This window comes from Pseudomonas sp. ANT_J12 (assembly GCF_008370045.1).
In the GTDB taxonomy this organism is placed as follows: domain Bacteria; phylum Pseudomonadota; class Gammaproteobacteria; order Pseudomonadales; family Pseudomonadaceae; genus Aquipseudomonas.
In genome coordinates, this window is sequence record NZ_VOBN01000003.1 from 79,497 (window position 1) to 101,381 (window position 21,885).

At 63.8% G+C, this 21,885-nt stretch carries 20 protein-coding genes; 3 read left to right on the forward strand and 17 right to left on the reverse strand.

Annotation, left to right across the window (positions count from 1 at the left end; all coding sequences use genetic code 11):
• Positions 1-174 precede the first annotated feature (174 nt).
• From FQ192_RS08615 to gspG, 13 genes are all read right to left on the reverse strand, one after another.
• Positions 175-1,335: a substrate-binding domain-containing protein gene (locus FQ192_RS08615; RefSeq protein ID WP_149658218.1), complete on the reverse strand. Its 1,161-nt coding sequence runs from the start codon at positions 1,333-1,335 to the stop codon at positions 175-177.
• A gap of 373 nt (positions 1,336-1,708) precedes the next feature.
• On the reverse strand, positions 1,709-2,839 hold the full coding sequence (locus FQ192_RS08620) for an alkene reductase (protein WP_149658219.1): 1,131 nt from the start codon (positions 2,837-2,839) through the stop codon (positions 1,709-1,711).
• A gap of 107 nt (positions 2,840-2,946) precedes the next feature.
• Positions 2,947-3,855: a LysR family transcriptional regulator gene (locus FQ192_RS08625; RefSeq protein ID WP_149658220.1), complete on the reverse strand. Its 909-nt coding sequence runs from the start codon at positions 3,853-3,855 to the stop codon at positions 2,947-2,949.
• Positions 3,856-3,896: 41 nt separating this feature from the next.
• Complete coding sequence (locus tag FQ192_RS08630; RefSeq protein ID WP_149658221.1) at positions 3,897-6,152, reverse strand: molybdopterin cofactor-binding domain-containing protein; 2,256 nt, start codon at positions 6,150-6,152, stop codon at positions 3,897-3,899.
• Complete coding sequence (locus FQ192_RS08635) at positions 6,149-6,613, reverse strand: (2Fe-2S)-binding protein (protein ID WP_149658222.1); 465 nt, start codon at positions 6,611-6,613, stop codon at positions 6,149-6,151. The genes FQ192_RS08630 and FQ192_RS08635 overlap by 4 nt, the downstream gene beginning before the upstream one ends.
• The gene (locus FQ192_RS08640; RefSeq protein ID WP_149658223.1) at positions 6,610-7,878 is read right to left on the reverse strand and encodes a c-type cytochrome; all 1,269 of its coding nucleotides are present in this window, start codon (positions 7,876-7,878) and stop codon (positions 6,610-6,612) included. Before FQ192_RS08640 ends, FQ192_RS08635 begins: the two co-directional genes overlap by 4 nt.
• A 199-nt stretch (positions 7,879-8,077) precedes the next feature.
• Complete coding sequence (gene gspF, locus FQ192_RS08645; RefSeq protein ID WP_149658224.1) at positions 8,078-9,289, reverse strand: type II secretion system inner membrane protein GspF; 1,212 nt, start codon at positions 9,287-9,289, stop codon at positions 8,078-8,080.
• Positions 9,289-10,707: a type II secretion system ATPase GspE gene (gspE, locus tag FQ192_RS08650; protein WP_149658225.1), complete on the reverse strand. Its 1,419-nt coding sequence runs from the start codon at positions 10,705-10,707 to the stop codon at positions 9,289-9,291. The genes gspF and gspE overlap by 1 nt, the downstream gene beginning before the upstream one ends.
• A 175-nt stretch (positions 10,708-10,882) precedes the next feature.
• Entirely contained in the window at positions 10,883-13,261 is a 2,379-nt protein-coding gene (gspD, locus tag FQ192_RS08655; protein WP_149658226.1) for a type II secretion system secretin GspD, read from the reverse strand.
• On the reverse strand, positions 13,258-13,782 hold the full coding sequence (gspM, locus tag FQ192_RS08660) for a type II secretion system protein GspM (protein WP_149658227.1): 525 nt from the start codon (positions 13,780-13,782) through the stop codon (positions 13,258-13,260). Before gspM ends, gspD begins: the two co-directional genes overlap by 4 nt.
• Positions 13,775-14,941 (reverse strand): type II secretion system protein GspL, encoded by a 1,167-nt coding sequence (gene gspL / locus FQ192_RS08665; RefSeq protein ID WP_149658228.1) that lies wholly within the window; start codon positions 14,939-14,941, stop codon positions 13,775-13,777. Before gspL ends, gspM begins: the two co-directional genes overlap by 8 nt.
• Entirely contained in the window at positions 14,938-15,915 is a 978-nt protein-coding gene (gspK, locus tag FQ192_RS08670; protein ID WP_149658229.1) for a type II secretion system minor pseudopilin GspK, read from the reverse strand. Before gspK ends, gspL begins: the two co-directional genes overlap by 4 nt.
• A 7-nt stretch (positions 15,916-15,922) precedes the next feature.
• Entirely contained in the window at positions 15,923-16,381 is a 459-nt protein-coding gene (gspG, locus tag FQ192_RS08675) for a type II secretion system major pseudopilin GspG (RefSeq protein WP_149658230.1), read from the reverse strand.
• 147 nt (positions 16,382-16,528) lie between these two features.
• Between gspG and gspI the strand changes: the two genes are divergently transcribed.
• On the forward strand, positions 16,529-16,909 hold the full coding sequence (gene gspI / locus FQ192_RS08680; protein ID WP_149658231.1) for a type II secretion system minor pseudopilin GspI: 381 nt from the start codon (positions 16,529-16,531) through the stop codon (positions 16,907-16,909).
• A 1-nt stretch (position 16,910) separates the two neighbouring features.
• Here gspI and FQ192_RS08685 read toward each other — a convergent pair whose 3' ends face one another.
• Entirely contained in the window at positions 16,911-17,342 is a 432-nt protein-coding gene (locus FQ192_RS08685) for a type II secretion system protein N (protein ID WP_149658232.1), read from the reverse strand.
• A gap of 120 nt (positions 17,343-17,462) precedes the next feature.
• Between FQ192_RS08685 and gspH the strand changes: the two genes are divergently transcribed.
• Positions 17,463-17,903 carry a type II secretion system minor pseudopilin GspH gene (gene gspH / locus FQ192_RS08690; RefSeq protein WP_149658233.1) on the forward strand — a complete coding sequence of 147 codons (441 nt, stop codon included), beginning with the start codon at positions 17,463-17,465 and terminating at the stop codon, positions 17,901-17,903.
• A complete protein-coding gene (locus FQ192_RS08695) occupies positions 17,900-18,508 on the forward strand; it encodes a type II secretion system protein J (protein WP_149658234.1) in 609 nt (202 codons plus the stop codon). The genes gspH and FQ192_RS08695 overlap by 4 nt, the downstream gene beginning before the upstream one ends.
• Before the next feature lie 100 nt (positions 18,509-18,608).
• On the opposite strand, the gene FQ192_RS08700 is transcribed toward FQ192_RS08695, so the two are convergent.
• From FQ192_RS08700 to FQ192_RS08710, 3 genes are all read right to left on the reverse strand, one after another.
• Entirely contained in the window at positions 18,609-19,589 is a 981-nt protein-coding gene (locus FQ192_RS08700) for a LysR family transcriptional regulator (protein WP_149658235.1), read from the reverse strand.
• 894 nt (positions 19,590-20,483) lie between these two features.
• Positions 20,484-21,404, reverse strand: a complete 921-nt coding sequence (locus tag FQ192_RS08705; protein ID WP_149658236.1) for a peptidyl-prolyl cis-trans isomerase — start codon at positions 21,402-21,404, stop codon at positions 20,484-20,486.
• A complete protein-coding gene (locus tag FQ192_RS08710) occupies positions 21,401-21,880 on the reverse strand; it encodes a YbjN domain-containing protein (protein WP_149658237.1) in 480 nt (159 codons plus the stop codon). The genes FQ192_RS08705 and FQ192_RS08710 overlap by 4 nt, the downstream gene beginning before the upstream one ends.
• Positions 21,881-21,885 lie beyond the last annotated feature (5 nt).

Genomic DNA, 21,885 nt, shown 5'->3' on the forward strand with positions numbered 1-21,885 from the left:
CTGATATGGGATAAGGCAGTTGGCGCGGCTCAGGACCGAACGCTTGTCATGCAAAGTTCACATAGGTGGGATAAGGCAGGGCCACACCACGCAAAAATCGGCAGCGCCGTACAGGCCGCTGCCGATTGTTATTGCCATCGCCGATCCTTGGCGACGTCACTTCAGGCGCTTGGGTTATGGACGACCAACACCGTTGCAGACGCTGACGTTGGCGATGTTCAGGCCTTCGGCGTAGGTGTCGTCCAGGAAGGTTTTCTTGACTTCGGCAGCGAACGCGGTTGGCAGGCTGACGAAGGAGTGCTGGGCAATCACAGAGGCCTTGGTGCCGGTGTACAGGTCATTGAGGAAATTGCGCACGGCGGTGGCATCGGCGGCAGTGGCGTAGCACTGGCCAACGAGCAAGTTGGTGTAGCCCACGATTGGGTAGCCCGTGGTTGGAACAGCGGTATCAGTGGCAGCGCTACCGAAAGTAGGTACCCACTTCAACGGGTTGGCGCGATCGGCCTTGGTGGACGGCGCGAGTGCCGTGCCCAAAGCGGTGCGGGTGTTGGTTGCGTTCGGCAGTGGTGCGGCAACGCCGGCAGCCAGTGGCAGCTTGCTGACGCGAGCGACCACGGCAGGGCTGTTGGCGTTGACATAGTCAGGGCTGACATAACCGATTGCGCCATCGTTGGCGTTTACAGCGGCTACGACGTCAGCACTGGTGGCCACGGCTTGCCAGTTGGCAGGCTCGGCACCGATGTTGGCGGTAGTGAACGTGCCGCTGACGCCGAACTTGAGTGGGCACGAATCGTTGAGGAAGCGCGACAACAGTTCAGTGGTACCGCTGGAACCGGAACGGTAGATCACTTTGATCGCGGTGGTGTCAGCCGTGCCCAGCAACTCGCCCCAGGTCGTGGTGGTGCCGGAGAACACGTTGCACAACTGAGCGCCGGTCAATTGCAGGGACGTCACGCCGGTACGTTTGTATGGAATGGTCACCGAAGTGCCCACGGACGGCACCTGGATCAGTTTGCCGAACGCGGCGCCATTGGCGTTGTTGTAGTTGGTCAGTTCAGTGGCGCTGAGCACCGAGTCGCTACCGGCGAAATCCACCGGGGTGCCGGCAGGCTGGTTGATCGAAGCCGGGGCGTTGGTCAGGAAAGCGGTCTTGCCGGCGCCACTGCCGACACCGGTGTAGCTGAAGTCAGTCGGCAGCAGGCGTGGCAGGGTCGAGGTGCCGTTGTAGAGGTTTTCCGGCAGGGTTGCACCGCCACCGACAACAGCGGCCATGGATTGGGCAGAAGCCAGTGCGGCAACAGCCAACGAGGCTGCGATCATAGTGCGCTTAAACATGAAGAAGCTCCTTTCGTCGTGTTCATACGTGGGTGTGATGTGCTCGTTAATGACGCCATGGCGCTCAAATCTTCGCCTTGCTCTGAAGGTCGTCCGGGGTGAGGCCATGGGTTAGAAGTTCGCAGCTTCCAGTGACAGATAGAGGAAAAAACCTCGGGTGCCGGGCGTGGATTTTTTGCAGAATTTCTCGGGTGTTTGCGCAGGGTATGGCGGGCGTTTCAGCGATGGTTTTCGACCGGGTTCCGTCAGCTCGGCTGGAGCCCACGGTCAGTCGTTGATGGACGGTTTCGTATGACAGAACAGCGAACCCGAGGATGGCTCAGCCAGCGCTCGGGTGCTGATAAAAGCGGGGGAAACAATTTTTGCCCGCGGGTTACGCCAATGCGGGATAGTCGATGTAGCCCTTGGCATCACCGCCAAAGAAGCTCGCACCGTCCGCCGGGTTGAGCTCGGTGCGGTCCCGCAGACGCGCCGGCAGATCCGGGTTGGCAATGAACGGGCGACCGAACGCAATCAGGTCGGCGCGACCCTCGGCGATGGCCTGCTCGGCGGTGTCGCCGTTGTAACCGCCCGCCAGCATCAGCACGCCGCTGAACGCCTGGCGCAGTTGCTTGATGATCGCGTCCCAGCGTGGGTCAGTGTCTTCATCCAGCACGGTACCAACCATCATCGGTTCTACCAGGTGCAGGTACGCCAGGTTCCACTCATTGAGCCGGGACACGATGTAGCCAAAGGTCTGCTCCGGGGTGTCGTCGCCCATGCCCATGAAGCGGCCCATCGGCGTGAGGCGCACCGCCACGCGGTCGGCCCCGACTTCCTCGATCACCGCCGCCACGACTTCAAGCAACAGCCGCGCGCGGTTTTCGATACTGCCGCCATAGCCGTCACTGCGCTGGTTGCTGGCGCTGTTGATGAACTGATCGAGCAGGTAGCCATTGCCCGCATGGATTTCCACGCCGTCCATGCCCGCCAGCAAGGCGTTGCGCGCAGCCTGGCGGTAATCGGCGATGATCGCTTCGATACCCGCAACATCCAGCTCCTGCGGCACCGGCACATCGCCCCAGACCCCTTCGCCCCGCTCATTGAGGATGAAGGTCTTGCCGGGGACCGGTTGCGCGGTCGGCGCCACAGGCAGGCCACCGTCAGGCTGAAACACCGGGTGCGACACTCGCCCCACATGCCACAGCTGCAGGAACATGCGCCCGCCTTCGCCGTGGACCGCATCGCTGACCGCTTTCCAGCCACGGATCTGCGCGTCGGTGTGGATACCCGGCGTCCAGGCATAGCCCTGGCCCTGCTGGGAAATTTGCGTCGCCTCGCTGATGATCAACGCGGCGCTGGCCCGTTGACGGTAATACTCGACGTTCATCGGCGTCGGTACATTGCCGGGCTGGCCGGCCCGGGAACGGGTCAGGGGCGCCATGGCGACGCGGTGGTCGAGGCTCAGTTGGCCGAGTTTGAGTGGGCTAAACAAGTGGGCACGCTGGGAGGTCTTGGGGTTCATGGCGGTCTCTGGGGTGGAAGGTCTGTGGCGCCCAAGGTAGTCACCCTGGGCTTTTCAGAGAATCCACCGCCCGCGCAATGTCCCGTTGCGCAAAACGCAACGCAGGGTCATTCACCCTCGCGCCGCAGCAACTCGATGAGGAAATCAATAAACGCGTTGATCCGTTTCGAGCCCCGGTGATTGGGCAGGTACAGCGCGCAAATGGCCGAACTGGCGCTATTGGGATTGACCACGAACTCATCGAACAGGGACGTCAGACGCCCGCAACGAATGTCCTCGTCAACCAGCCAGTCCGGCAACAGCGCCACCCCGCCGCCACCCAGCACCACTTCGCGCAAGACCTCGGCATTGTTGCTCTTGAACGGGCCTTCCACCGGGACGCGAACCTCCTGCCCCGCCTCCAAAAAGGTCCAGTACTGTGGTTGCAGGCCATAACTGAAGCACAGGCATTTATGGCGCAATAGGTCCATGGGCTGGTCGGGAAAACCGGCGGCATCAAGGTAACCGACACTGGCCACCACCCGACGCCGAAAGGCCCCCACGGGACGGCTGATCAGCGCGTCCATCGGTGCTGCCGAGCCCAGGCGGATCGACAGGTCGATGCGCTCCCCCAGCAGGTCGACGATTTCATCCGACAGGATCATCTCCAGCACCAGTTTCGGGTAGCGCTCCAGCAGCGTGGCGATGTGCGGCGCGATCAGGCATCGGCCGAAAGCCACCGGCACTGAGATGCGCAATTGTCCGGCGGGCTCCTCACCCCGGTCCGAGATCGCCGCGTCAGCATCGGCCACGGCGTTCAAGATATCCCGCGCGTTGCGATAGTAAGCGCTGCCCGCGTCGGTCAAGGTCACTTGGCGGGTGGAGCGGTTAAGCAACACCGTGCCCAATTCTGCCTCCAGCCCATCCACCATCCGCGTCACGGACGACGTCGCCAGGCCCAGTTGTCGGGCGGCGGACGAGAAGCCCCTGGCGTCTACGGCCTGGACGAACATCTTCATTGCGAGCAGCTTGTCCATGACATTCCTTAATGGGTTCACCGCAACCCTCTTGCAGGGGGTTATGCGCGCAGTACTTCGTGCCAACCCTTGCGGGCCAAAGGCAAGTGCAGCAACCGCTGGCCCGTGGCGTCGGCCATGGCGTTGCCGAGCGCCGCCGCCATCGGTCCTTGCACAATTTCCGCCGCCCCGAGAAAGGCCTCACCCGGCTGATCGAGCAAATGCACATCGACCTGACGCGGCAGCGCCGGGAAACGGATGATCGGGTAACCGCTCCAGTCGTAGCTGCGCACACCTTGCGGATCGTATTCCACCTGCTCATACAGGGTCCAACTGGCCGACTGGATGATCCCGCCTTCGACCTGATTGCGCAGGCCATCCGGGCTGACGATTTGCCCCACATCCACCGCCGTCACCACCCGGTCGATCACCACTTCACCGGTCTGGCGCTGCACGTGCAACTGCACGGCAATGGCGCAGTAACCCATGATGTTCTTGTAGCGGGCGAAGGCGAAGCCGATGCCACTCCCCGGTCCGGGTGCCTTGTGGGGCCAGGCGAATGCCTGTGCCACTCGCTTGATCACAGCCTGGGCCCGGGGATCGGTCAAATGCTGCAAGCGAAATTGCAGCGGATCCTGCCCCGATCGCGCCGCCAGTTCATCCATCGCCGCTTCGATGGCAAACACATTGATGTGCGCGCCCAGGGAGCGCATGGCCGATGTTCTGAAGGGCATCTGCAGCAGGAAGTTCATGTTGATCTGGCTGTTGGGGATGTCGTAGAGCGGCACTGCGTTGCGATCGCCATCGCCTTCCGGTTGGGCGATGGGCACCGAGGGTGCCGGGGCAAAGGGTTTGGCCAACAGCCACGCCGGCAGCAGTCGCCCGGCGTTGACGATGCGTTCGTTGTGGGGCGTGGTCCAGAGTTCGTAGCTCCAGTTCTGCAACTTGCCGCTGGCGTCCAGCCCGGCTTCAAGTTCGGTCAGCATCGCCGAGCTGTAGGGTTCCCAGAGGTTTTCCTGCTCGCGCATCCATTGCACCCGCACCGGTTTACCCGGCACGGCCATGGCGATCAACGCGGCGTCGGCAGCGGCATCGTCGGCGCCGTTATGCCCGTAGCAACCGGCGCCCTCGACATGGATGCAGCGAACCTTTTCCGGGGCCAGGCCCAGCAGTTGCGCAATACCGGCGCGCAACGGGTAAACGCCCTGAGTGTGAGTCCAGACCGTCAACCCGCCGGCCTCGAACAGCGCCACCGCACAGGACGGACCAATAGAGCCGTGCATCAGGTATTGCTTGGTCACCCGCGCCTTGTACACCGGCCCGGACGCCTGAGTGACCGCGCCTTTGTTGCTCACCGGATAACGCCGTGACGGCAACTGGGTCAGCAACTCGTGGATGTGTTGCGAGTCCGGCAGCGGATTGCCCTCGGTCCAGCGTGCACTGGCGTAGCCGGAACGCATGGCCTTGATCGCCTGCCATTCATCCTGGGCGACCACTGCGAGGTAGCTGCCATTGCGCAGCAGTTTCACCACTCCCGGCATCTGCTCGATGGCGCCCTGATCGATGTCCAGTAACTGGCTGCCCCGACGCGGCGGGCGAATCACCCGTGCGTGCAACATGCCGGGCAGGCGCATGTCCTGCACGTAACTGGCACCGCCGCTGACCTTGCCCGGAATATCGAGACGCGGCAGCGAATGGCCGATCTGGGTGAACTGATCCGCAGCCTTGAGCGGCGAATTGGCCATCGCGTAACGGTGTAATTGCACGCCCGCAACGGCCTGCACATAGCTCATCGACTGCCCGCCAGCACCGTGGATCACGGCATCGCGGGTGCGCAGGGTGCTCACCTCCTGCTGCCACTGTCGCGCCGCCGACTCCAGCAGCAATTGACGCACCTGAGCCGCCGCGTTGAACAGCGCCGTGCCACTGTCGAAGATCGAGTGGCTGCCCGCCGTATACCCTTCGTTCGGCGTCAGCGCCGTGTCCGCGGTGAGAAAGCGAATCGACGCCGGCACAACCTCCAGCCGTTCGGCCGCAATCTGCAACAGCGCGGTCTTGACCCCGGTACCCAGTTCGACCTTGCCGGTGTAGACCGTGATGCCGTCCTGGGCATCGATACGAATCCAGGCATCCAGATACGGATTGGTCCTGAGACTGCCCGGCAGATCCGGCGCCAGCACGGTGGTGCCCAGGGTATCGACCTCGGTGTCGGCAAAGGCGTGGCGAGCCCCCGGCACCAGGGCAAAACCCACCACCAGCGCCCCGTTGATGAGGAAGGAACGGCGACTCGGATCAAAAGCATCCGCCGGGTTTTTCATGGTTTCACCTCACTGGCGACGACGGCTTTGATCGCCGCGAGAATCCGCACATGGGTGCCGCAACGGCACAGGTTGGGCGCCATGTGCTCGCGAATCTGCTGCTCGTCCGGTGTGGGGTTTACTTCCAGCAAAGCCTGGGCGCGCATGATCATCCCGGCGATGCAGTAACCGCACTGTGCCGCTTGCTGATCGATAAAGGCTTTTTGCAGCGGGCCGGGTTCATCGGCACTGCCCAGGCTTTCGACCGTGCGCACCGGTTTCCCCGTCGCGACAATCGCTGGCACCAGACACGAGAACACCGGTTTATCACCGAGCATCACCGTGCAGGCGCCGCACTGCCCGAGGCCGCAGCCATATTTGGCGCCATTGAGTTGCAGATGATTGCGCAGCGCGTAGAGCAGCGGCATGTCCGGGTCGATGTCCAGATGATGATCGGCACCGTTGACGTTCAGGGTAATCATTTCGGTTGGCCTTCGCTGCGAATGGTGGTGACGGTTTTGCCCAGATCGGCCCAAGGCCGGTTCGCACAGCTTTGCCCGCGCAAGTACTGCGCGAGGGCCACCAGATGAGCATCGTCCAGGCTGTCGGCGAATGCGGGCATGTAATGGCTGGTGGTGCCCGTGGACAAGGGAATGCCTTCGAACACGGTCTTGATCAGGTTGCGCGGATCGTCCGCCTGCAACGCCGAGGTCATCGCCAGGCCGGGCCGGCCATCGACCGCGCGCATCGGTGCGCCAGCACCGTGGCAACTGGCACAGGCGCCGGCAAAGATTGCGGCGCCTGCACTGGCCTGTGGCGCTTCTGGCTTCAGGGTTTGGCACGGCTGCGGCGCCTCGGCAGTGCGTTGCACACTCAACAGGTAATCGGCGATGGCCTTGACGTCGTCGACCGGGACTTGCGCCAGGCTCAAACTCACCGGCAGCATCGGCCCCGCCGCACCACCATGTTCGCTGGCGACCTCGCCACGCAGGTAGGCGACCAGTTGTGTCTGGTTCCAGGGGTTCGCGGCCGTCGCCATGCCATTGAGGGGCGGTGCATGCCAGCCATCGACGAGGCCGCCGTTGAGCAGCTCGCTGCCCTTCTCGCCACCTATCAAATTGAGCGGCGAATGGCAGGAGGAGCAATGCCCGGCGCCGTCCACCAGGTAACGTCCACGGTTCCATGCAGGTGATTGCGCCGGATCATCCCGGGGCGGGTCGCCGTGCAGGAACAGCAGATTCCAGAACGACACCAGGGGCCGGAAATTCATCGGGAACATCATGTGATTGTCCGGCGCCACCGCGTGCACCGGATCGACGCTCATGAGAAAGGCATAGGCATCGGCGATGTCTTGATCGGTCATCTTGCGGTAATGCACGTAGGGGAATGCCGGGTAGAGAAAATGCCCATCCCGGGCAATGCCTTTGCGCATCGCCCGGGTGAAAGCGGATTCGGACCACAGGCCAATGCCGGTGTCACGATCCGGGGTGATGTTGGTGGTGTACAACGTGCCGAACGGCGTTACCAGCGGCAACCCGCCAGCCATGTACGCGCCGCCGGGGCGCGTGTGGCAGACGGCACAATCGCCCTGCTCCACCACCCGCGCGCCTCGGCTGGCACTGAGCTTGTCGCTGACGGCGGGTTGCGTCAGCGGGGCAATGGCGGGCCGCCACATCATCACGCCACAAAACACCAGCCCGGCGACCACCACCAACAGTCCTGCGCCATAAAGCGTCTTGCGCTCCATCGTCTTCCCCTTGCGTCGTGTGCTTGTGCGATACGGCCTGGCGAGCACGTTACGCAACGCTCGCCCATGGCGAAATCGGGCCGCGGCGCAACACAGCATTGCGCCGTGCGCAACAGGCCTATTTCAAAGCAGGCAGGCAAAGGGTGAATCTAGGGAGTGAAGCGAGGGTTGTCTTGTACAGCCGTGCTCATCGAGCGCGTTACTGCACCAGTTGGTTGATCTCGATGATCGGCAACAACACCGCCATCACGATCACCAGCACCACCGCGCCCATGACCACGATCATCAAGGGTTCGAGCAACGCGGTCATGCCCATGGCCCGGCGCTCGATGTCCCGGGACAGGGTTTGCGCGGCGCGTTCGAGCATCGGTGGCAGCGAGCCGGTTTTCTCGCCGCTGGCGATCAGGTGGATCAGCACCGGCGGGAAGACTTTCTCGACGCGCAACGCCGCCGCCAGGTTGACCCCTTCGCGAACCTTGGCCGTGGCATCGTTGACACTCAGGCTCAAGCGGTCGTTGGACAGGGTCTGGCGCGCCGCTTCCAGCGCCCGCAACAATGGCACCCCGGCACCGCCGAGAATCGCCAGGGTCGAGGCGAACCGCGCGGTGTTCAACCCCAACACAAAACGCCCGAACAATGGCAAGCGCAGGATGCGGCTGTGCCAGTTCAACCGCGCCTGCGGGTTGCGCAAATACAAGCGCCAGCCCCAGAAGCCACCGGCCATGACGCTGAAACACAACCAGCCCCAACCCCGAATAAAGTCACTGGCATTGAGCATCGCCAGGGTCAGCCCCGGCAGGTCCTGGCGGGCCTGGGAAAACGCGCTGACCACCTGCGGCACCACGTAGCTGAGGAGGAAGATCACGATGGCGATCGACACCAGCCCGACCACCCCCGGGTAGATGAATGCGGTGAGGATCTTGCCCCGCAGGTTGTTGCGTTCTTCGATGTAGTCGGCCAACCGTTCCATGACCTGGGCCAGGTCGCCGGACTCTTCACCCGCCGCAATCAATGCGCGGTAGATTTCCGGAAAGTCCCGGGGCCGCGCGGCCAACGCCTCGGCCAGGCGCATGCCGCTGCGCACATCGGCACGCACCGCGCTCAGGGTCTGGGCGATGTGTGTTTTTTCCGCTTGCTCCACCGTGGCGCTCAACGCCGCCTCCAGCGGCAGGCTGGCGCCGAGCAGGCTTGCCAGTTGCCGGGTGGCCCAGGCCAGGTCGTTGTCCGAGAGCTTGGCGCTGAACATTCCACCGCCCGACCCGGCCGGCGTGTTGTTTTCGATTTGCACCAGCAACGCGGTCAGGCCGCGACTGCGCAACACACCGAACGCCGCGCTCTGGCTGTCGGCTTCCAGGTGCCCGATCTCAATCTTGCCCGTGGCGTCGGCGGCTTCAAAACGGTAGCGATTCATCAGGCGTCCCGTGTAACACGAAGGATTTCTTCCGGCGCGGTGGCGCCGCTGCTCACCCAGCGTTCGCCGTCTTCGCGCATGCTGAACATGCCCGCCTCACGGGCCGCCGCCCGCAGCGTCTGTTCACCCGCGCCCTGGTGGATCAGCGTGCGGATGTCGTCGTCGATGCAGAACAACTCATGAATGCCGGTACGGCCGCTGTAGCCGGTGTGGTTGCAGGCTGCGCAACCTACAGGGCGCCGGGTGCCGGGTGTGGCGGGGTCTTCCTGTTTGCAGTGATTGCACAGGCGCCGGACCAAACGTTGCGCCAACACCCCAAGCATCGACGACGCCAGCAGAAACGGCTCGACCCCCATGTCGATCAAACGGTTGACCGCCGACACCGCGTCGTTGGTGTGCAGCGTCGCCAGCACCAGGTGCCCGGTGAGCGAGGCCTGCACCGCGATTTGCGCGGTTTCGAGGTCGCGGATTTCACCGATCATGATGATGTCCGGGTCCTGGCGCAGGATGGCGCGCAAGGCCAAGGCGAAGGTCATGTCGATCTTGGCGTTGACCTGGATCTGGCTGATGCCCGGCAAGTCGTATTCCACCGGGTCTTCGACAGTGAGAATGTTGCTGGTGCTGGCGTCCAGCCGTGCCAGCGCCGCATAGAGGCTGGTGGTTTTGCCGCTGCCGGTGGGGCCGGTCACCAGCACGATGCCGTGGGGCTGGCGAATCAAGGTGTCGAGTTTGGCCAGTACCTTGGGGTCCATGCCGAGGGTTTCCAGTTGCAGGCGCCCGGCCTGTTTGTCGAGCAGGCGCATGACCACGCGCTCGCCGTGACCGGTGGGCACCGTGGACACGCGAATATCAATCGGCCGCCCGGCCACGCGCAAGGCGATACGGCCGTCCTGGGGCAGGCGTTTTTCGGCGATGTCGAGTTGCGCCATGATCTTGATCCGTGACACCAGCGCCCCGTGCAACGCCTTGCGCGGCGACACCACGTCGCGCAGGGTGCCGTCGACCCGGTAGCGCACCACCGAATGGCTTTCGTAGGGTTCGATGTGAATGTCGCTGGCCTCGTCCCGCGCCGCCTGGGTGAGCAAGGCGTTGATCATGCGGATCACCGGCGCGCCGTCCTGGGTGTCCAGCAGGTCGGTAATTTCCGGGATGTCCTGCATCAGCCGATCCAGATCGACCTCATTCTCCGCCGCCCCGACCACCGCCGCCGCGCTGCCGGTGTCGGCGTAGGCACTGGCGAGCAAGCCGTCGAGCTCTTCATCGCGCACCCGCTCCAACCGCGCCGGGCCGAACTGCCGATGCACTTCGCTGATCGACCAGCCTGGCGTCGAAGGGCACACCGTCAACACCGCGCCGTCGTCGGCATTGCGCAGCAGGATGCGTTGGGCCTTGGCCCAGGCGTAAGGCAAGGCACTCATGGTGAATGCCCCTCTATCCTTGTGGCGAGGGGGCTTGCCCCCGTTGGGCTGCGAAGCGGCCCCAAATCCCGCCCCCCCAATTCTCCTGATACACCGCAGGCATGGGTATTGCGGCTGCTGCGCAGCCGAACGGGGGCAAGCCCCCTCGCCACATAAAGTCCCTTCACCACGGGGATCATTGCACTGTCCCTGCGCCAGTCGGCACCGCCCGAATCGTCGCCCTTGGTTGTGTACTCACCGCCGGCACGCCTTGGGCCGCCGCTGGTAATTGCGGCGCTTGCATGTCCGGCATCGCCCAGCTGCGTTCCGGTTGCAGCCCGCCCTGGGCGCGGCGCATGAAGTCGTAGCGGTTGAGGGTGATGGCGCGCCCGGCGCCGCTGTCGCGAATGATGTACGGGCGCAGGAACACCATCAGGTTGGTCTTGGTGGTCGCCCGGCGTTCGTTGCGAAACAGCGCGCCCAGCCCCGGGATGCTCGATAGCCACGGCACCGCGTCATTGCTCTGGCTGTAACCGTCTTGCAGCAAGCCGCCGAGGACCATGATCTGCCCGTCATCGAGCAGGATGCTGGTGTCGATCGCCCGTTTGTTGGTGACGATGCCCGCGGCGGTCACGCTGTTGGAGGCGCGCTCGTCGATGCTGCTGACTTCCTGATAGATATCGAGCTTGACCGTGCCGCCCTCGGAAATTTGCGGGCGCACGTTGAGCTTCAAGCCGACCTCTTCCCGGGTCACGGTCTGGAACGGGTTGTTGCTGGTGCCGCCGCCACCGGTCACGTAACTGCCGCTGACAAACGGAATGGTCTGGCCGACGAAAATGCTCGCCGCTTCGTTGTCCAGGGTCAGCAGGTTCGGCGTCGACAGCACATTGGTGCCGCCCTTGCTCTTGAGCGCATGGGCCAGCACTTTCAAGTCCATGACCTTGCCGATGCCGGGGATGTCGACGGTGCCATTGAGGAAGCCGACGCTCAAGCCCGCGGGCAACACGTCGACGCTGGTCTTGCCGCCGGCCTTGAAGCCGCTGCCCCCCAGGTTCGCCCCGCCAATCACCCCGTTGCCGGCCAGGTTGCCGGTCTGCCACTGCACGCCAAATTCATTGGCATCGTCTTCGCCGACTTCGACGATCAGGCTTTCGATCACCACTTGGGCGCGGCGCTGGTCGAGCATGTCGATGACTTCCCGCAGGTTGCGGTACAGCGGGTCCGGCGCGGAAATCAGCAAGGTGTTGGTGGTCGCGTCCGCCTGGATGGTCACGCCGCCAGCACTGAAAGCGACGCTCTGGTCGGCCTGCTGAGCACCGCTTTGAGTGCCCGAACTGCTGGCGCCCTGGGCGTAACCGTTGCCCCCGCTAGTGCTGGTGCCGGAGGTCGAGGTCTGGCTGGTGTTGCTCTGGCTCTGGCCGTTCTGCCCGCCACTGGCATTGCCGCCGCCCATGGCACTGAGCACCGAACGCGCGGAGTCGCTGCCGCCGCTGTCGCTTTCCCCGGTGAGCAAACCGCGCAGGGCCTGGGCCAGTTTCGCCGCCTGGGCATTGCGCAGGTACACCACGTGCAGGTTGCTCGGGTTGCTTTGGGCGTTGTCGAGTTTGTAGATCAGGTTGCGCGCCAGCTCCGTGCGCTCCGGGCTGCCGGCGCGAATGATGATCGCGTTGGAGCGCGGGTCGCCGATCACCGAGATCTTCTGGGTCGGGTCGTTGCCCGGTTGCTCCAACAGTTCCGAGACCATGCCGGCGATGTCCACCGCGATGCCGTTCTGGATCTGCACCACATCGGTGTCGATGGCGCTCGGGGTGTCGATGCCTTCGATGATCTGCGCTACCCGCGTCAGGTTCTCGGCGTAGTCGGTGATCACGATGGTGTTGTTGCCGGGGTAGGCGTTGATCGGGTTGTTCGGCGAGACGATCGGGCGCAGCACCGGGATCAGGTTCACCGCGTTTTCATATTGCAGGCGAAAGGTGCGGGTGAGCATGCCGTTGCCGGCCGGTTTGTCGGCTCTGTAGATCGGCCCGCCGAGTAATTTGGCATCGGGCTCCGGCACCACCTGGGCGACGCCGCCGACATCGACCACGCTGAAGCCCTGCATGCGCAAGGCCGCCAGCAGCATGTCATAGGCCTGACGGGCCGGGACCTGGCCTTCGGACACGAGGGTCAGGTTGCCCTTGACCCGAGGGTCGACCAGAAACTGCTGCCCGGTGGAACGGGACAATGCCCGCACCACGGCTTGAATGTCGGCCTCGACGAAGTTCAGGGTGACCGGCTGATCCCCCAGCGGATTGCCCGGCAGCGTACTCCCGCGACTGGCCGCGCCGCTGCGGCCAGGATTGGAGATTTTGTGCTGTGGGCGCGGTTGCTGTTCGATCTGCGTCTGGGCCCGTTGCCGATCCACCAGCGCATCACCGCTGCGCTGGGTGTTGGCCAGGGGTCGGCCGAGCTCACTGTCCACCAGCAAGGGCGGCGGATTCGGTCCGGTATTGCTGCACGCTCCCAACGCCAGCAACAGAAACGGCGCGGCGCTGCGGGCCGACTTGCGTACATAGTTGGAACCTGACCACTTCATGAAGCTTCCTTAGCGCCCAGCGCCTGATCCATGCGAACGGTTCCCGACAGAGTGCCTGCCGTGTCATCGGTCGTGGCCTCGCCTCCACGCTGCAAACGAGCCTCGACCACTTCAAGAGAAAACTGCCTCGGGTTGCCCACCAGCCAACCGATCACCGCATCGGCCGGGGCGTCTTCGAACGTCAACTGCCAGCCCGCGTCCAGTGCCTGCAACTGGTAGCGCCCGGCCAGGCCCCCGGCATCGAGCGCCTGGTGCAGAGACTGTTCCAGGCTCTGCCCGGCCGGCGCCGTGGCGACTTCGCGCAGCAACAGCTCCAGCGCTTCGTTCTGCGAGCGCAGCTTGGGGGTCTCGACCTGCCAGGCCTCGATTTTTTTCAGCGGCGGCTGGATCAGCAGCAGCCAGGTCAACAGGCCGCCGAGTACCAGCGCCGTGCCCGCGACCATGCGTTTTTCCCGCAGGGCCAGGGCTTGCCAAAACACCTGTGAACGAGCACGGAACAGCCTCAGCGATTGCTTATTCATCGTCGGCTCCAGTGCGGGTGTCATCTTCACTGGCGGTTGATTCGGTGGCCGGACTCAACGTCCAACCCTGATCGGTCGCGTTGACCGCAATGCCAGCTTGGGTCAGTGCGGTTTGCCAGGTCTTGTCGGACGTGTTGCGCCGCGCATCCTCCAGCAGCGTCAGTTGCAGCTCGCCGTTTTCGAACACCAGGCTTTGTACGCTGCCGGTCATGAACGGCATGCCGCTGCCCGCTTGCAGGACCAGGCTGGCGAAACGCTGGGTGGCGTCGGTCGCCGCATTGGCCTGGCGCGCGGTCAGTTGCTGGCGAGCCTGTTGCAGCGGGTTGAGAATCACCGGCAACTCGGGAAACGCCTGTTTCACCCGCTGCGTCATCTGCGCCTTCAGCTGTTGCCCCTGCGCCGCTTCACGGGCGGCGTACAGGTTCAGACCCAGAACCCAGACCGCCAGCGCCACCGCGCAAAACGCCGCCGCCCTGCCCCAACCTGCTTGACTGGTGCTGCGTTGCTGCACACCGCCGTGCAGGCCCCAACCGGGCAACGGGCCGGTCCAGCGTTGCGTCTCGGGCAAACGGTTGGCCATTCCTTCAGGTGCTGCGCCCCCAAGCCACTGCAAACCGCTGCCGGCTTCCAGCAACAGATCGCTCAGGGCGTCGTCGAAATGCGGATGCACCACGGCATGCTCCAGGCTATGGCGCACCAGCAAATGCTCCTCGTAGAGCCCCGCGCTGTTGACCGGCAACCCATAGGCGGCCGGGTACACCCCGCGCAGGGTCAAGCGCGCCAGGCGCAGCAACTGGCCGAATTCGCTCAACCATTGCCGCGACAACCAGGCGATATGCACCCGGCCCTGGGCATCACGCGGGCTGTGGGCGATGTGCATCTGCTCGCAGGCACCAAGGATCAGCGACTGCGCCGCGCACTGCACCGCCGCCGCGGTTTTCGCCGGAGGCAGCAGCGGCAGCTCGATACTCGCCAGCAGGCTGTCCCGGGGATGCAGGAAAAACGCGATGGCCGGGGTTTTACCGTTGCCGCCCAGTTGCAGCAACGTGCTCTGCCCCTCGGCCGTGACCTGACCCTGGCGATCCATCCGGGTGAAGGTCACGACGCTGTCGAGGGTCAATTGCGCCAAGGGCGGCAAGGCAACGCGCAACTGGCTCATACGCCCACCCGCGACCAGATCACCTGGGGCAAACGGTCTTCGGTTCGGCGCAACAACGCGTCGAGGCTGACCCGCTGACGGTCGCTGCGCGCCTGGCCACGCAGCCGGAACCAGTCGCTGGTGATGCCGACCTTGATCGTCGTCAACTCCAGTTCAGGCATGCGCAGGCGATTGACGAAGTCCCCGCGATTGATAAACCACTGCCCGCCATCGCGCTCGGCGACCAGGGCCTGGGCCCGTTCGATCGACAGCCCCGGCACATACGCCGCCAACACCTGGGCGCTGGCGGTGTTGCCGTTGAGCCAGGTGTTGGCCGGCAGAATGGTGATAAAGGGGCTGATCTTGGCCAGCAGCGTCTCGGTAACGCCCTCGACACCGCGCAAATCCTCGACGCTGCGCAACATCGGGCGCTTGGCGGCTTCGGGTTTGCGCACGGCATTCGGTGAGGTGGCGCGACCGCTGTTGAGGCCGCTGCTGGCCGGGGCTTTGTCGGCCAATCCGGGATTGAGTAGTCGCGGATACGCCGCGATGACCCGTTGGCTGATGCGCTGGCTCAAGGTCGTGTTGACCCCGATCAATTCGCACAAACGCTGGAAGTTGCGCAGTTGCTCGTCATCGATCCGTTCGTTGGCGATCAGGTTGCGCAGGTTGAACTTGCCCTGCTCGTCTTCCAGGTGGCCGTCGAAGGTGCGGGTCGCCAAGCGCGTGATGATCGGTTGGGCCCAGGGCTGATCCCGTCGGGTCAGCGGATCACGCTGGCGCGCGTCCCGCAGCAACTGGCGGCTGATTTCGATCCCGCCATTGAGCACCCAGGCGCCCTGGACCCGCGCCTGCTGGGCTTCCAGGCTGCGGGTGAATACGGTCTGACGGGTGAGCATGCCCCCGGCGATCACCGCCACCACCGCCGCGATCAGCAAGGCGCTGATGATCGCCATGCCGCGCTGCTTCGCTGCTGTCAGCGAATAGGCTTTCATGCCGGCCTTACAGCTGCCAGGAGCCGATATCGGCATTCACGCCGTCGCCATCAGGCTGGCCGTCGGCGCCGAGGGAAAAGATGTCGACTTCACCGTTGGCGCCCGGATTCAAGTAGTTGTAAGGCCGGCCCCACGGGTCATTCGGCAGGCGTTCCAGGTACGAGCGCCAATTGCTGTTTTTCGCGTCCGCCGGGCGCTCCACCAGCACCTTCAGGCCCTGGGTCATGTTCGGGTAAGTGCCATGATCGAGGCGATACAGCTTGAGCGCCTGCATCAAGCCGCCAATGTCCTGTTTGGCGGCGGTGGCCCGAGCCTGATCCGGACGGTCCAGAACCTTGGGCACCACCATGGCGGCGAGAATCCCGAGGATGACCACCACGACCATGATCTCGATCAAGGTGAAACCGCCCTGCCCATGATGTCGACGGCGGCTGGTTCTGGAGGCTTTGCAGTGCGCGATATCCATCTCGTCATTCCCTGGCTTGATTCGATTCGACGCGCAGTGTTGCAAGAAGATATGTCAGTGACGTTGAAATTCCTCGGGAGCTTTGGTCGTCAAGCAGTCAAGCCCGGGGGCTTAGCCTCGACGCTCTCCCATCTGCCCGAGTGCCCGATGCGCCGCCCTCCCCGACAAGCCGGTTTTACCCTGATCGAAGTGCTGGTAGCCCTGGCGATCATTGCCGTGGCGATGTCCGCCGCCGTGCGCGTGGCCGGGCTGATGACCCAGAGCAACGGCCTGCTGCGCGACCGCTCGATTGCCTTGCTGGCGGCGCAGAGTCGCCTCGCCGAGCTACGCCTTGAGGGGCGCTTGCCTTCGGGAATGCGGGCGGTTGAGTGTGATCAAGGGCGATTGTTGCTGCGCTGCGAACAGGTTATCGGCAGTGCGCAGAATGGGCGATTGTTGCAGGTCGGGTTGCAGGTGTTCGATCGCAGCCGCGAAGCGCCGCCGTTGGCGCGGCTCGATACCTTGTTGAGCCGGCCAGGGGGGAAATGATCTATCGCTTCAACAAATCCGGCAAAAACGGCGAATCGGGCAATTTGCTGAGTTCTATGCGGCTTTTCTCTGCGCCCCGCTCGATCACCACCGCATCCCCTTCGATGGCGACGACTTTGACCCCATGACTGAGGCTTTCCCCGACCAGAAAACTGCGCGGTGCGCCGCCATTGAGGGTCAGGATCGCCACCGCCCCGCGACGGCCGGCCATCACGCCGCTGACCTTGATCTCGACCGCTGCCGGCTGGTTGGAAAACCACTGCAACGCCGGGTTGTCGCTGCGGGCCGCGAGCTGTTGCGGGGCGATGTCCGGGGTCCGCGACTCGGCGGAGGTCAGCAGCAACGATGACCAGGTGACGACGCCAGCCAACGCAGCGAGCAAGGCGATCGATTGAACCAGTTGCGGCGCGCTGAACCGTTCAGTGAATGACATGGGCTGAATCTCCTTTTAGTCCCTGCCCCGAGCCTACAGCGCAATGTTCACGTTTTTATTTCACACACTCATCATCTTCACCGTGCACGATGAAAATCGACGCAAAGGAGCGCGCAGCGGATGAATGGCTTCAAACAACACGGCTTTACCCTGATCGAGTTGATGGTGGTGCTGGTGATCATCGGCATCGCCAGCGCGGCGATCAGCCTGAGCATCAAGCCCGACCCACTGCACCTGTTGCGCAAGGATGCCGCGCGCGTGGCGCAGTTGCTGCAAGTGGCCCAGGCCGAAGCCCGGGCCGATGGGCGGCCGATTACCTGGCGCGCGGATGCCAAGGGTTTTCGCTTCAGTCGGCGCAATGACAGCGGCCAGGGGGTTGATCACTTCAGCAATGATCCGCAGCTAAAGCCCCGGCCTTGGGAGACGCCAGGAATGCAGGTGCGGCAAAAAATCGTGCTGAACGCCGAGTGGATCAACCCGCCGTTGCAACTGACCTTGTCTGATGGCCTCAACAGCATCGCCGTGCAACGCAGCGCCACCGGCCAGGTGAGCGTGCAATGAAAGCCCAACAAGGTTTTACCCTGATCGAAGTGATGGTCGCGATCATGCTGATGGCGGTGGTCAGCCTGATTGCCTGGCGCGGGCTCGACAGCGTGACCCGCGCCGATGCGCACTTGCAGGCCAGCACCGAGCAGACGCAGGTGCTGCTGCGGGCGCTGAACCAGATGGAGCGGGACGTCGCATTGCGCGCCGGCATCGAGCTGGCGGAACCGGTGCGGCCGGGCAACGAAGATGAACCGGTCAACGCCCCGCCCGTGCTGACCGTGCGCAGCTCTGAAGGCAAAGGCTTTCGCCTGGATGTGATTCGTGCGCCAGCCGATGGCAACGGTGAGGTGCAACGGGTGCGCTGGTGGCTCAAGGGCGACGTGCTGTACCGGGCGATTGCCCCGGCGCGCAGCCAATACCCGTTGCCTGCACCGACGGATGGGGTGGCGGTGCTGAATGACGTCAGCGACGCCACGTTGCGCGTCTGGGAGGCGGACAAGGGCTGGCGCAAGTTGAGCGGCAATCGCAAGGAAAACCCCTTGGGCCTGGAGATCAGCCTGACCCGCAAGACACCGCAAGGGGTGGAGAAATATCGGCAGGTGATGGGGCCGCTGGATTGACATGCCCCCTGTAGGAGCAAGGCTTGCCCGCGATAGCGATCTCACGGACGCCATCGCGGGCAAGCCTTGCTCCTACGGGTCGATGCGCGACGGGATGGATTTACGTCTCAAACCACTCCCGCCGCTCGGCGAAGGTGTTGCGGATCAGTTGCGCCAGCATCTGCACTTCGGTCACGTGCGCGGACTCGGCATTCACCGCCAGCCACACCTGATGTTGCATCGGCTCGCTGAACAACCCCGGCAACGCGACGAGGCTGCGATCGTAGCGGCTCATGTAACCGGGCAGCAGGCCGATGCAGGCGCTGCAGCGGATCATGTCCAGCATCAGCTCGTAGGATTGCAACTTCACCACCCCGGCCAGGCGTTGTTCCACCAGCTCGTTCCAGGGCCGGAAGCTGTCGATCTGCAGATCGTGCTGACGTTGCACCAACATGAAGTCCGCCAGGTCATCGACGCTGGCCGGCCGGGCCGTGACCCGGGAATAACGCTTGGCGATGTGCGGCAGGTAGGTCAGTTGGGCGAGGTGCTGCGGCTCATGGGTCACGAACGTCGGCCCCGGTTCCGGCGACACCCCGGCGGCCAGCCACAGCACCACATCGGCGCTGATGGTTTGCAGGGCGAGTTCGCTGTCCAGGGAGATGATTTCCAGGCGGATGCTGGCGTTGCGACGCAGCAGCGACACCAGGTCGCGGCCGAGGATGTCATGCAGCAGCGACTCGGCCACGGCGAGGCGGATGGAGCGCTGTTCGACCACGGGTAACTTGCGTTCGTGCGCCAGCGCGGCCAATTGCGCGTGCAACTGCTGGCCTTCGCGGCTGAGGGTCAGGGCACTGCCCTGGAAGCTGAACAGTGACCGCTGCAAGCGCTCCTCCAGTTGCGCCAGTTGCTTGCGCAGCAGGGTCGCCCGCACATTGAGGCTGCGCGCCGCCTGCATGAAACAGCCGCACCGGGCACTGACCATGAAGTATTGCGCCACCTCATCCTCGATCCCGGCGGCCAGTGCCAGCCAGGATTCAGTTTGATGCGTCGGCGCGCGGTAATCGTTAGCGCCCTGGCGTGCTGCGGTTTCTGTGAATGACATCGATGACTCCCTGTCGATCTTTGTGTGATTGCGTTTCCACTGTAGGAGCGAGGCTTGCCCGCGAAGGCGTCGGTTCAGCCAACATCTCCACCGAATGTGATGGCCTCTTCGCGGGCAAGCCTCGCTCCTACATTGGATCGGTGTGTTCACCCTTTCTGTGTCCTTCCCCGATCCCTGTAGGAGCGAGGCTTGCCCGCGATGGCGTCGGTTCAGCCAACATCTCCACCGAATGTGATGGCCTCTTCGCGGGCAAGCCTCGCTCCTACATTGGATCGGTGTGTTCACCCTTTCTGTGACCCTCCACGAACCCTGTAGGAGCGAGGCTTGCGCGCGAAAGCGTCGGTCCGGCCAGCATCTCTACTGAATGTGATGGCCTCTTCGCGGGCAAGCCTTGCTCCTACATTGGATTGGTGTGTTCACCCTTTCTATGACCCTCCACGAACCCTGTAGGAGCGAGGCTTGCCCGCGAAGGCGTCGGTTCAGCCAACATCTCTACTGAATGTGATGGCCTCTTCGCGGGCAAGCCTCGCTCCTACATTGGATTGGTGTGTTCACCCTTTCTATGACCCTCCACGATCCCTGTAGGAGCGAGGCTTGCCCGCGAAAGCGTCGGTTCAGCCAACATCTCCACCGAATGTGATGGCCTCTTCGCGGGCAAGCCTCGCTCCTACATTGGATTGGTATTGTTCACCCTTTCTATACGCGATCCCTGTAGGAGCGAGGCTTGCCCGCGAAGGCGTCGGTCCGGCCAGCATCTCTACTGAATGTGATGGCCTCTTCGCGGGCAAGCCTTGCTCCTACATTGGATTGGTGTGTTCACCCTTTCTGTGTCCCTCCACGATCCCTGTAGGAGCGAGGCTTGCCCGCGATGGCGGCCCGGCCAGCACCGCGTATCTAAAGCTTCTCCTCCAGCACTGTGTTCAGCACCGCACCATCGATGCTCAGCGTAGCGGTGTTGAGCATGCCTTCCAGGTAGGCCTTGGCGATCTGTTCCTGACGCTGGGCGCGCAGGGCCTGGGTCAAACGCTCACGCAGTTCGTCCAGGGTCGCAACGCGGGCCGGTTGTTGTTCGGTGAGTTTGATCACATGGAAACCCGCCGCACTTTGCACCGGGTCGGACACGGCGCCGACCTTGAGTCGCGACACCGCGCCGCGCACCTCGGGCACCAATTGCTGCAAGGGTTGCAGCCCGGTATCACTGACGCCGCCCGGCCCCGCCAACGCCGCAAATTCCACCGGTGCGGCCTGGGCTTTTTTGCTCAGGTCCAGCGCCTGTTTGCGCACGCTTTCAAGGTTCTGCGGATCCTTCACCGCCAGGAAAATCTGACTGATCCGATACATTACCGGCATCACCCACTCCGACTTGCCCGCCTCGTACGCCTGCTGCAACTCGGCGGCACTCGGGTAATCCGCCGGCACCTGGCTGACCGACTGCAAATAGTCACGAAAGACAATCTGCTCGGTGGCCGCGCGCGTCTGTTGTTCCACCTCCGGGCGCTGCCGCCAGCCCTGGGCGTCGGCCTGTTCGAGCACCGCTTTTTCCGCCAACCGCGAGCGAATCCAGCTTTCCAATGCCCCGCGATTCCCGCGCAGTTGCTCGCGAACCTCAGGCGCCACGGTGGCGAGCAACGCCTTCAACTCGTCGGGGCTGACCCGTTGATTGCCCAGCCGCGCCACGGCGGCCCCCTCCCCACTCACCGATGGTGCCGGCTGAGGAGCCGCCACCGGGTCATTCCCCGGTCGCAGCCCCAACGCAACAGCCACCACCAGCACAGTCAGCGCACCGACGCCGACCACTGCCGTTCGTTTTTTCACAGGGCTGGAACCTCTTGCGCCGGGGTCTCGGTGGTTTCAGCCTGGGCCTGCAATTGCGCAGCGTTCTGGCTGTATTCACGCAGGTAAACGATAAATTCCTGCAACAGGCGATCCCACAATTCCAGGTTGCCCTTCAGGTGATCGGCGCTGACACCGGCGGCCACCACCACGTCCATTTCCATCACCAGGAACTCGCCCTGCACCGACAACCGGGCAAACCGGCGCGACGCGTTCCACAGTTCCGCCAACCCGGCCGGCAACTCACCCTGCACGCGCAAGGCGCAGCTGAAGGTGAAATCGACGTAGTTGCCCGCCTCCGGTGCCACGTTGCCGAACCGCACGGCGTAGCCGATGCCCTGGCTGGCGCTGAGCAGTTGCACGATGCCGTTCTGTTCGGTCTGGTTGACCCGGTAACCGGCGGCTTGCAGCACGTCAGTCAGGGATTGCGGCGAGACGTGGCTGATCAATTGAGTCATGTGGT

What these genes read in the sequence shown, in the direction of transcription:
- FQ192_RS08615 (WP_149658218.1), bottom strand. Translation starts at nt 1,335, where the DNA reads ATGTTTAAGCGCACTATGATCGCAGCCTCGTTGGCTGTTGCCGCACTG.
- FQ192_RS08620 (WP_149658219.1), bottom strand. Translation starts at nt 2,839, where the DNA reads ATGAACCCCAAGACCTCCCAGCGTGCCCACTTGTTTAGCCCACTCAAA.
- FQ192_RS08625 (WP_149658220.1), bottom strand. Translation starts at nt 3,855, where the DNA reads ATGGACAAGCTGCTCGCAATGAAGATGTTCGTCCAGGCCGTAGACGCC.
- FQ192_RS08630 (WP_149658221.1), bottom strand. Translation starts at nt 6,152, where the DNA reads ATGAAAAACCCGGCGGATGCTTTTGATCCGAGTCGCCGTTCCTTCCTC.
- FQ192_RS08635 (WP_149658222.1), bottom strand. Translation starts at nt 6,613, where the DNA reads ATGATTACCCTGAACGTCAACGGTGCCGATCATCATCTGGACATCGAC.
- FQ192_RS08640 (WP_149658223.1), bottom strand. Translation starts at nt 7,878, where the DNA reads ATGGAGCGCAAGACGCTTTATGGCGCAGGACTGTTGGTGGTGGTCGCC.
- gspF (WP_149658224.1), bottom strand. Translation starts at nt 9,289, where the DNA reads ATGAATCGCTACCGTTTTGAAGCCGCCGACGCCACGGGCAAGATTGAG.
- gspE (WP_149658225.1), bottom strand. Translation starts at nt 10,707, where the DNA reads ATGAGTGCCTTGCCTTACGCCTGGGCCAAGGCCCAACGCATCCTGCTG.
- gspD (WP_149658226.1), bottom strand. Translation starts at nt 13,261, where the DNA reads ATGAAGTGGTCAGGTTCCAACTATGTACGCAAGTCGGCCCGCAGCGCC.
- gspM (WP_149658227.1), bottom strand. Translation starts at nt 13,782, where the DNA reads ATGAATAAGCAATCGCTGAGGCTGTTCCGTGCTCGTTCACAGGTGTTT.
- gspL (WP_149658228.1), bottom strand. Translation starts at nt 14,941, where the DNA reads ATGAGCCAGTTGCGCGTTGCCTTGCCGCCCTTGGCGCAATTGACCCTC.
- gspK (WP_149658229.1), bottom strand. Translation starts at nt 15,915, where the DNA reads ATGAAAGCCTATTCGCTGACAGCAGCGAAGCAGCGCGGCATGGCGATC.
- gspG (WP_149658230.1), bottom strand. Translation starts at nt 16,381, where the DNA reads ATGGATATCGCGCACTGCAAAGCCTCCAGAACCAGCCGCCGTCGACAT.
- gspI (WP_149658231.1), top strand. Translation starts at nt 16,529, where the DNA reads ATGCGCCGCCCTCCCCGACAAGCCGGTTTTACCCTGATCGAAGTGCTG.
- FQ192_RS08685 (WP_149658232.1), bottom strand. Translation starts at nt 17,342, where the DNA reads ATGTCATTCACTGAACGGTTCAGCGCGCCGCAACTGGTTCAATCGATC.
- gspH (WP_149658233.1), top strand. Translation starts at nt 17,463, where the DNA reads ATGAATGGCTTCAAACAACACGGCTTTACCCTGATCGAGTTGATGGTG.
- FQ192_RS08695 (WP_149658234.1), top strand. Translation starts at nt 17,900, where the DNA reads ATGAAAGCCCAACAAGGTTTTACCCTGATCGAAGTGATGGTCGCGATC.
- FQ192_RS08700 (WP_149658235.1), bottom strand. Translation starts at nt 19,589, where the DNA reads ATGTCATTCACAGAAACCGCAGCACGCCAGGGCGCTAACGATTACCGC.
- FQ192_RS08710 (WP_149658237.1), bottom strand. Translation starts at nt 21,880, where the DNA reads ATGACTCAATTGATCAGCCACGTCTCGCCGCAATCCCTGACTGACGTG.